Here is a 9249-nt window from a genome sequence, read left to right as displayed (position 1 = left end):
CAGCTGCACGCCCCGGCAAGGATTCCGCGGAATGTACCCCAGCATCTCTGCAGTATTCATTGCGGCGGAGATGAGGCCATGAACGTTATGGACTGTCTTCGGCGCAAGCCCCTTTGCCATCATCGATTTCACCCAATGCGCGAGCAGCCGATAGTCGAGCTTGTCAGCCGGAACGTGACCGATGACATTGCGGATATGGAGATCCAACATGGTTTGGTACGTCTTGATGGTTCCACTCGATGGCCGAACCAACAGATCAATGTGCTCTTGGATGACTTCAGCGATGGTGGGTGTGCGTTTGGCGTTGGAGAGGATGGCGTGCTGCGCAATCTCGAAGGATTGTCCGTTTGCGTCCAGAAGCCTCTTCAGGGTTTCAGCTTCGACGAGAGTGGCGACGGTCAGGCCCTGCTGCTCGCGGCTCTTCGGGTCCCGCCACAACACCATGTAGGACGCTGTTCCGTCCTTTTTGATGCGCTTTCGAATGCTGGCCACACAAAAAACGGTACGCCGCTGTCAACACTTTGGGCGGTTTTGTCAACACGCAAAGATAAAACAGGCCTTTGACCTGCGGAAACACTGTGCCCGAGGTGGGACTCGAACCCACACACCTTTCGATACCGCATTTTGAGTGCGGCGCGTCTGCCAATTCCGCCACTCGGGCGCGGAGTACACCGGTGTAACAATCAGCCTGCCACAGTACTGTGAGCAACGCGATCGCTTCCAGTGCGCGAAATTACTCTACATGCAGATAGGCTGAATTCCAGAATCGCGCCAGTGACGCCGCATCGAACCAAACCGGTCCAAGTACATCGGCGGACAAAACCTATGRTGGTTGAGTTCCCGCCGTACCTTTCCAAGGAGTTCCCGTGTCAGAACAGACGGAGTCAACCCCCACTTCCCAGCCGGCGCGCCGCGTTGTCGTCGCCGAGGATGAGACCCTCATCCGCCTGGACATCATCGAGATCCTGCGSGGCGAAGGCTACGACGTCGTCGGCGAGGCGGACAACGGCGAAAAGGCCGTCCAGCTTGCCGAGGAGCTCAAGCCCGACCTGGTCCTGATGGACGTCAAGATGCCGGTCATGGACGGCATCTCGGCCGCGGAGAAGATCGTCAAAGCCCGGATCGCCCCCGTGGTCCTGCTCACCGCGTTCAGCCAGAAAGAGCTCGTGGAGCGCGCCCGCGACGCCGGCGCCATGGCGTACGTGGTCAAGCCGTTCACCCCGGCGGACCTCATCCCGGCTTTGGAGATCGCGCTGTCCCGCCACGAGGAAATCAAGGCCCTCGAGAGCGAGGTCACGGACCTCCAGGAGCAGTTCGCCACCCGCAAGCTCGTGGAGCGCGCCAAGAGCCTCCTGACCACCAAGATGGGCCTGACGGAACCGGAAGCCTTCCGCTGGATCCAGAAGACCTCGATGGACCGCCGCCTCAGCATGCGCGAGGTGGCCGAAACCATCATCAACCAGGTCAACTAGCGGCCGGCGGTTCCGGCCGCGCTCGGCGGGCGGAAGCCGCGCACGCGAAGCACCAAGCACCAAAAAGGGAGGATCCCCGCCAGCCGGCGGGGATCCTCCCTTTTGCGTTCAAGCTATCAGAACTAGGCCTGGACCCGGTTCTTCTTCTTCTTTTCCGGCCACGGGCCGAGCTTGTCCTTGGCCACGGCGGCTTCGCCCTGGCCGCCGAAGTCGGCGAGGTCGCCCACCTTGTGGACCTTCAGCAGGTTCGTCGAACCGGCCTTTCCGGGAGGTGAACCGGCGGCGATGACCACCAGGTCACCGTCCTCGACGACGTCGAGCTCCAGCAGACTGCGGTCAACCTGGGCCGTCATCTCGTCGGTGTGGCCCACCATCGGGACCAGGACCGGCTGGATGCCCCACGTCAGCGCGAGCTGGTTCCAGACGTGCTCCACCGGGGTGAAGGCGAAGACCGGCCTGATGGGGCGCAGACGCGACAGGCGGCGTGCCGAGTCACCGGACTGCGTGAAGGTGCAGATGTACTTCGCTTCCAGCTGATCGGCGATCTCGACGGCGGCGCGGGTGATGGCGCCGCCGCGGGTCTTGGGCTTGGTGCCCAGCGGGGGAACGCGCTCCAGGCCGTGCTCTTCGGTGGACTCGATGATCCGGGCCATGGTCTTGACCGTCTCGATCGGGTACTTGCCCACGCTGGTCTCGCCGGAGAGCATGACCGCGTCGGCACCGTCCAGCACCGCGTTGGCGCAGTCGGAGGCCTCGGCGCGCGTCGGGCGCGGGTTCTCGATCATGGACTCGAGGACCTGGGTGGCCACGATGACCGGCTTGGCCCAGCGGCGTGCCAGTTCGATGGCGCGCTTCTGCACTATCGGCACTTCCTCGAGGGGAAGTTCCACACCGAGGTCGCCACGAGCCACCATGATGGCATCGAAGGCGTCGATGATCTCGTGCAGCTGCTCCACGGCCTGCGGCTTCTCGATCTTGGCGATGACCGGCACGCGCCGGCCTTCCTCGTCCATGATCTCGTGCACGCGGACGATGTCCGAAGCATCCCGGACGAAGGACAGGGCAACCATGTCCACGCCGCGGCGCATGGCCCAGCGCAGATCGTCCTCGTCCTTTTCGCTCAGCGCCGGCACGTTGACGGCAACGCCGGGCAGGTTGATGCCCTTGTTGTTGGAAACCCAGCCGCCGACAATCACTTGGGCGACCACCTTGACGTCGTCGACGTCAATCGCGCGGAGGGCGACCTTGCCGTCGTCGATCAGCAGGGCATCGCCCGGGTTGACGTCCTCTGTCAGGCTCTTGAGGGTCGTGGAGCAGATGTCCTTGGTGCCCGGAACGTCCTCGGTGGTGATCGTGAACGTGTCACCGACCTCCAGGAGGTGGGGACCGTCGACGAAGCGTCCGAGGCGGATCTTCGGGCCCTGCAGGTCGGCCATGATGGCCACGGCCTTGCCGAGCTGTCCCGCAGCCTTGCGGACGTTCTCGTAGGTGTTGTCGTGCACGGAGTAATCGCCGTGGCTCATGTTCATGCGTGCCACGTCAACGCCGGCTTCCAGCACGGCCAGCGTGTTGTCAAAGCTTGCGATTGCCGGTCCGAAAGTGGCCACGATTTTAGCGCGTCTCATATACCTACCCTACTGGTGTGTTGCATGGATTAAGTTGAAGTGCGGATGAATCCCGGAGGTCCTGTGGGACTACAGAACAGCCATCGCACGGTCGGTCGGCGCCACGGGTGCCGGCAGAATGGTGCTGCCCATCAGGAACTTGTCCACCGCGGCCGCGCAGGCCCGCCCTTCGGCGATGGCCCAAACGATGAGCGACTGGCCGCGGCCGGCGTCGCCCGCGACGAAGATGCCTTCAGTGTTGGTCATGTAGTAGCCGTCGCGTGCCACGTTGCCGCGGCCGTCAAAGTCGGCCTGGACCTGGTCGGTGATCCCGGCCGGCTCGGCGCCGGTGAAGCCCAGGGACAAGAAGACGAGGTCCGCCGGAATGATCCGCTCGGTGCCGGCCTTCGGCAGGCGTTTGCCGTCGACGAATTCCGTCTCCGCAACCTTGACGCCCCTGAGTTTGCCGTTTTCCCCGACGAACTCCACGGTGGAGGCGAGGTAGGTGCGTTCGCCGCCTTCCTCGTGCGCGCTGGCGACCTCGAACAAGGTGGGGAACGTCGGCCAGGGCTGGTGGCCGGCCCGCTCGACGGGCGGCTGCTTGCCGATCGCCAGTGTGGTCACGGACGCGGCCTGGTGACGGTGCGCGGTGCCGAGGCAGTCGGCGCCAGTGTCGCCGCCGCCGAGGATGACCACGTGCTTGCCCGCGGCATTGATCTGGTTCTCCACGGTCTCCCCCGCCACCACCCGGTTGGCCGGCACGAGGTAATCCATGGCGTAGTGGACGCCGTCGAGGTCGCGGCCCGGGATCGGCAGGTCACGCGGGACGGTGGCCCCGGTGGCGATGACGACGGCGTCGTACCGGCGGCGCAGCTGCTCCCACGTCACGTCGGTGCCGACGGCCACCCCGGTGCGGAACCGGGTGCCTTCGGCCTTCATCTGCTCCAGCCGGCGGTCCACCTGCTCTTTTTCCATCTTGAAGTCGGGGATCCCGTAGCGCAGGAGGCCGCCGATCTTGTCGTCGCGCTCGTACACGGCCACAGTGTGGCCCACCCGGGTCAGCTGCTGGGCGACGGCGAGCCCGGCGGGGCCGGACCCGACGACGGCGACCGTCTTGCCGGTCAGTCGCGCGGGCGGCAGTGGGTTGACCCAGCCGTTCTCGAAGGCCTGGTCCACGATGGACACCTCGACCTGCTTGATGGTCACCGCGGGCTGGTTGATGCCGAGTACGCAGGACGCCTCGCAGGGGGCAGGGCACAGCCGGCCCGTGAATTCGGGGAAGTTGTTGGTGGCGTGCAGCCGCTCCATCGCTTCCTCGCCCTTGTCCCGCCAGACGAGGTCGTTCCATTCCGGAATGAGGTTGCCCAGCGGGCAGCCCTGGTGGCAGAACGGGACGCCGCAGTCCATGCAGCGGCCCGCCTGGCTCTTCAGGACACCCTTTCCTGGGCCTCATAGACCTCTTTCCAGTCCATGATGCGGACCGGGACGGGACGGCGCGGCTGGGTTTCACGCTGACGTACTTTCAGAAATCCGCGTGGATCAGCCACCGGTCACCTCCAGGATTCGAGACCAAACTTCTTCGCCGTCGGGGTCCAGGCCCTCTTCGATGGCGTCAAGACGGGTTTGCAGGACGGCCGCGTAGTCGCGCGGCAGCACCTTGGTTATGCGGGCTGCGGTGTCATCGAAGTTCTCGAGGAGCCGTGCCGCGAGCAGCGACTCGGTTTCCTCGAGGTGCTTGACGAGCAGCCCGTGGACGATGTCACGGTCCTCGGCGTCGAGCTCGCGCAGCTGCAGCTCGCCTGACTCGAGGGCCTGCTTGTTGACGCGCTCGGTCTGCAGGTCCAGCACGTAGGCCGTGCCCCCGGACATGCCGGCGCCGAAGTTGCGTCCAGTGCGGCCGATGATGAGCGTCTGGCCGCCGGTCATGTACTCGCAGCCGTGGTCGCCGATGCCTTCGACCACAGCGGTGGCGCCGGAGTTGCGGACCAGGAAGCGTTCGCCCACCTGGCCACGCAGGAACAGCTCACCGCTTGTGGCGCCGTAACCGATCACGTTGCCGGCGATCACGTTGCGCTCGGCCGGGAACACGTTGGTGCGGTCCGGCCGGACAATGATGCGGCCGCCGGAGAGTCCCTTGCCGACGTAGTCGTTGGAGTCGCCGAACATGCGCAGCGTGATGCCGGCCGGCAGGAATGCTCCGAGCGACTGCCCCGCGGTGCCATTGAGCGTGATGTCAATGGTGTCCGTGGCCAGGACGTCGGTGCTGAAGGTCTTGGTCACGACGTGGCCGAGCATGGTGCCGACGGAGCGGTCCGTGTTGATGACGTTCACGGAGATCTTCACCGGCGTGCGGTCGCTCAGCGCTTCGGCCGCCATGGCGATCAGGCGCTGGTCGAAGTGCTTGTCGAGTTCGTGGTTCTGGCCGGTGAGGTTGCGCAGCGGCGCGTCGTTGTCGAACTCGAGCCCGTGCAGGATCGGATCCAGGTCCAGCCCTTCGGCCTTCCAGTGGTTGATCGCGTCGCGGGAGTCGAGCATCTCGGCATGGCCGATCGCCTCCTCGATGCTGCGGAAACCGAGCTCGGCGAGGATTTCGCGGACTTCCTCGGCAAGGAATTCGAAGAAGTTCACCACGAACTCGGGCTTGCCGTTGAACCGGGAGCGCAGCTCGGGGTTCTGGGTTGCGACGCCCACCGGGCACGTGTCCAGGTGGCAGACGCGCATCATGATGCAGCCGGAGACCACCAGCGGGGCGGTGGCGAAACCAAACTCCTCGCCGCCGAGCAGCGCGGCGATCACGACGTCGCGGCCGGTCTTGAGCTGGCCATCGACCTGCACCACCACACGGTCGCGCAGGCCGTTGAGCATGAGCGTCTGCTGGGTCTCGGCGAGGCCGAGTTCCCACGGGACACCGGCGTGCTTGAGCGAGTTCAGCGGCGAGGCGCCGGTACCGCCGTCGTGCCCGGAAACCAGCACGACGTCGGCCTTCGCCTTGGTGACGCCGGCCGCCACGGTGCCGATCCCGACCTCGGAGACGAGCTTGACGTGCACCCGGGCCGAGGGGTTGGCGCGCTTGGCGTCATAGATCAGCTGCGCGAGGTCCTCGATCGAGTAGATGTCGTGGTGCGGGGGCGGCGAAATGAGGCCGACGCCGGGCGTCGAGTGCCGCGTGCGGGCCACCCAGGGGTAGACCTTCTGCGCCATCAGCTGGCCGCCTTCGCCGGGCTTGGCACCCTGGGCCATCTTGATCTGGATGTCGTCCGCGTTGGACAGGTACAGGCTGGTGACGCCGAAGCGGCCGGAGGCGATCTGCTTGACCGCGGAACGGCGGGTGGGATCGAGCAGCCGGTCCACATCCTCGCCGCCTTCACCGGTGTTGGACTTGCCGCCCAGCCGGTTCATGGCGATCGCGAGGGTCTCGTGGGCTTCCTTGGAGATGGAGCCGTAGCTCATGGCGCCGGTGGAGAACCGCTTGACGATGCTGGAAACCGGTTCCACTTCCTCAAGCGGCACCGCGGGACGCGAACCGGCCTTGAACTTCAGCAGACCGCGCAGGGTCATGAGGTTCTCGGACTGGTCGTCAACGCCGCGGGTGTAGGCCTTGAAGATGTCGTAGCGGCGTTCACGCGTGGCGTGCTGGAGCCGGAAGACGGTCTCGGGGTTGAACAGGTGGGGTTCGCCGTCGCGGCGCCACTGGTATTCGCCGCCGCCGAGCAGGGGCTGGTGCGGCAGTTCGATGCCGTTCTCGGGGTAGGCCATGCGGTGCCGGGCCAGGACTTCGGCGGCAATGACGTCGAGGCCGACGCCGCCGAGCTGGGAATGCGTGCCGGAGAAGTACTCGTCCACGAGGTCCTGGCCGAGGCCGAGGGCTTCGAAGGTCTGTGCACCGGTGTAGGAGGCCACGGTGGAGATGCCCATCTTGGACATGATCTTCAGGACGCCCTTGCCCAGGCCCTTGATCAGGTTGTAGACGCCGTCCTGCGGGGTGACCCCCACGACGTCGCCGGAGGCGATGAGCTGCTCCACGGATTCCATGGCCAGGTACGGGTTCACGGCGGAGGCGCCGTAGCCGATGAGCACGGCGACGTGGTGGGTCTCGCGGACGTCGCCGGCTTCCACCACGAGCGCGGTCTTGGTGCGGTTGGCGCTGCGCAGCAGGTGGTGGTGCACGGCGCTGACCAGCAGCAGGGACGGGATCGGGGCCCACTGGGCGTTCGAGTCTCGGTCTGAAAGCACCACGTACTGGACGCCGCGGTTGATGGCGCCGGAGACCTGCTCACAGATTTCGGTGAGCCGGGCCCGGAGGGAGTTCTCGCCGCCTTCGGGGCGGTAGAGTCCGCGGACCTTCATGGCGACCTTGCCGCCGTCGGCGCTCTCGATGTTCGCGATCTTGGCGAGCTGGTCGTTGTTGATCACGGGGAACGGCAGCGAGACCTGCGGCTGCCGGACCTGTTTGGTGTCCAGCAGGTTGCCGTTCGGGCCGATTGCGCACGTCAGGGACGTGACGAGCTCTTCACGGATGGCGTCCAGCGGCGGGTTGGTGACCTGCGCGAAGGACTGCACAAAGTAGTCGAAGAGCAGCCGCGGGCGCTTGGACAGCACGGCCACCGGGGTGTCCGAGCCCATGGCACCGAGCGGTTCGGCGCCGGTGCGTGCCATCGGGCCCAGCAGGATCTTCAGTTCCTCGGTGGTGTAGCCGAACGTGCGCTGGCGGATGTTGACCGAGGCGGCCGTGTGCACGACGTGCTCGCGTTCGGGCAGGTTCTTGAGGTCGATCAGGTTGTCCTTGACCCATTCGGCCCAGGGGTTCGCTGCGGCAACCTCGGCCTTGACCTCGGCGTCGTCGATGATCCGTCCGGCCCCGGTGTCCACCAGAAACATCTTGCCCGGCGAGACGCGGCCCTTCTTGACCACCTTGGAGGGTTCGACGTCGATCACGCCGACTTCGGAGGCGAAGACGATCAGGCCGTCCTCGGTGATCCAGTACCGGCCCGGGCGCAGGCCGTTGCGGTCCAGCGTGGCGCCGACCAGGTTGCCGTCCGTGAAGGAGACGGCCGCCGGGCCGTCCCACGGCTCCATGAGCATCGAGTGGTATTCGTAGAAGGCGCGGCGGGCCGGATCCATGGTGGCGTGGTTTTCCCACGCCTCCGGGATCATCATCATGATCGAGTGCGTGATGGGCCGGCCGGAGAGCCAGAGCAGTTCGGCGACCTCGTCGAAGGAGGCCGAGTCCGAGGCGCCCGGGGTGCAGATCGGGAACAGCTCTTCGGGTGAGTCCCCCAGCAGCGGGCTGGCGAGCTGCGACTGCCGGGCCCGCATCCAGTTGCGGTTGCCCTTGACGGTGTTGATCTCGCCGTTGTGCGCGATGGTGCGGAACGGCTGGGCCAGCGGCCAGGACGGGAACGTGTTGGTGGAGAAGCGCGAGTGGACAATCGCGAGCTTGGTCTTGAAGCGCTTGTCCGACAGGTCCGGGTAGAACGGCTCGAGCTGCGCGGTGGTGAGCATGCCCTTGTAGACGATGGTCCGGGAGGAGAGCGACGGGAAGTACACGCCGAACTTGTTCTGGGCGCGCTTGCGGATCCGCCAGGCGCGGGAATCGAGCTCATTGCGCTCGAGGGTTTCCCCGGTGCTGGAGGCGAAGAACGGCTGCGAGAAGTACGGCATGCAGGCCCGGGCCATGGCCCCGACCAGGTCGGCCACGATCGGGACTTCACGCCAGCCCAGGACGGTCAGGCCCTCGTCCGCGGCGAGGCCTTCGATGCCGGCGCGGGCGGCGTCGGATTCGCGCTGCTCGGCGGGCAGGAACGCGGTTCCCACGATGTACTGGCCGGGGGCCGGAAGTTCGAAGTCCGTGACTGCGCGGAAGAATTCGTCCGGCACTTGCATCAGGAGGCCGGCGCCGTCGCCGGTACCTTCATCGGCGCCCACGGCACCGCGGTGCTCGAGGTTGCGCAGGGCGGTCAGGGCGGCGTCGACGATGTCGTAGCCAGGCTCACCGCGGAGCGTGGCGATGATGGCCAGGCCGCAGGCGTCCTTCTCGTTCTCCGGATTGTAGAGTCCGGCAGCGGCCGGAATCGCCGCGAAGCGGCTGAAGGGTGACGCGGCAGCCGAGGGCTGGTCCGGATCGGACCAGCTGGGGCTGTGAAGAGTTTGGGTCATTGGAGACGTCCTTCCTC

3 protein-coding genes, 1 tRNA gene and 2 pseudogenes are annotated in these 9249 nt (G+C 66.1%); 1 reads left to right on the top strand and 5 read right to left on the bottom strand.

Annotated elements, in window-relative coordinates:
* Positions 1 to 492: pseudogene (locus AC1D1W_RS12815) on the bottom strand (site-specific integrase); the annotation flags it as partial.
* Positions 493 to 579: 87 nt separating this feature from the next.
* A tRNA-Leu gene (locus AC1D1W_RS12810) sits at positions 580 to 661 on the bottom strand.
* A gap of 205 nt (positions 662 to 866) precedes the next feature.
* On the opposite strand from AC1D1W_RS12810, the gene AC1D1W_RS12805 reads away from it, so the two are divergent.
* On the top strand, positions 867 to 1472 hold the full coding sequence (locus AC1D1W_RS12805; protein WP_018772478.1) for an ANTAR domain-containing response regulator: 606 nt from the start codon (positions 867 to 869) through the stop codon (positions 1470 to 1472).
* Between the two features lie 122 nt (positions 1473 to 1594).
* Here AC1D1W_RS12805 and pyk read toward each other — a convergent pair whose 3' ends face one another.
* The 3 genes and pseudogenes from pyk to gltB form a co-directional block, all read right to left on the bottom strand.
* On the bottom strand, positions 1595 to 3097 hold the full coding sequence (gene pyk, locus AC1D1W_RS12800; RefSeq protein ID WP_243179062.1) for a pyruvate kinase: 1503 nt from the start codon (positions 3095 to 3097) through the stop codon (positions 1595 to 1597).
* Between the two features lie 69 nt (positions 3098 to 3166).
* A pseudogene (locus AC1D1W_RS12795) lies at positions 3167 to 4623 on the bottom strand (glutamate synthase subunit beta).
* The gene (gene gltB, locus AC1D1W_RS12790; protein ID WP_028277048.1) at positions 4616 to 9232 is read right to left on the bottom strand and encodes a glutamate synthase large subunit; all 4617 of its coding nucleotides are present in this window, start codon (positions 9230 to 9232) and stop codon (positions 4616 to 4618) included. The pseudogene AC1D1W_RS12795 and the gene gltB overlap by 8 nt, the downstream one beginning before the upstream one ends.
* Positions 9233 to 9249 lie beyond the last annotated feature (17 nt).

The organism is Arthrobacter sp. P1_B4, from assembly GCF_056406555.1.
The sequence above is the reverse complement of the archived record's forward strand: the minus strand, read 5'-3'. Positions and strand labels throughout refer to the sequence as shown.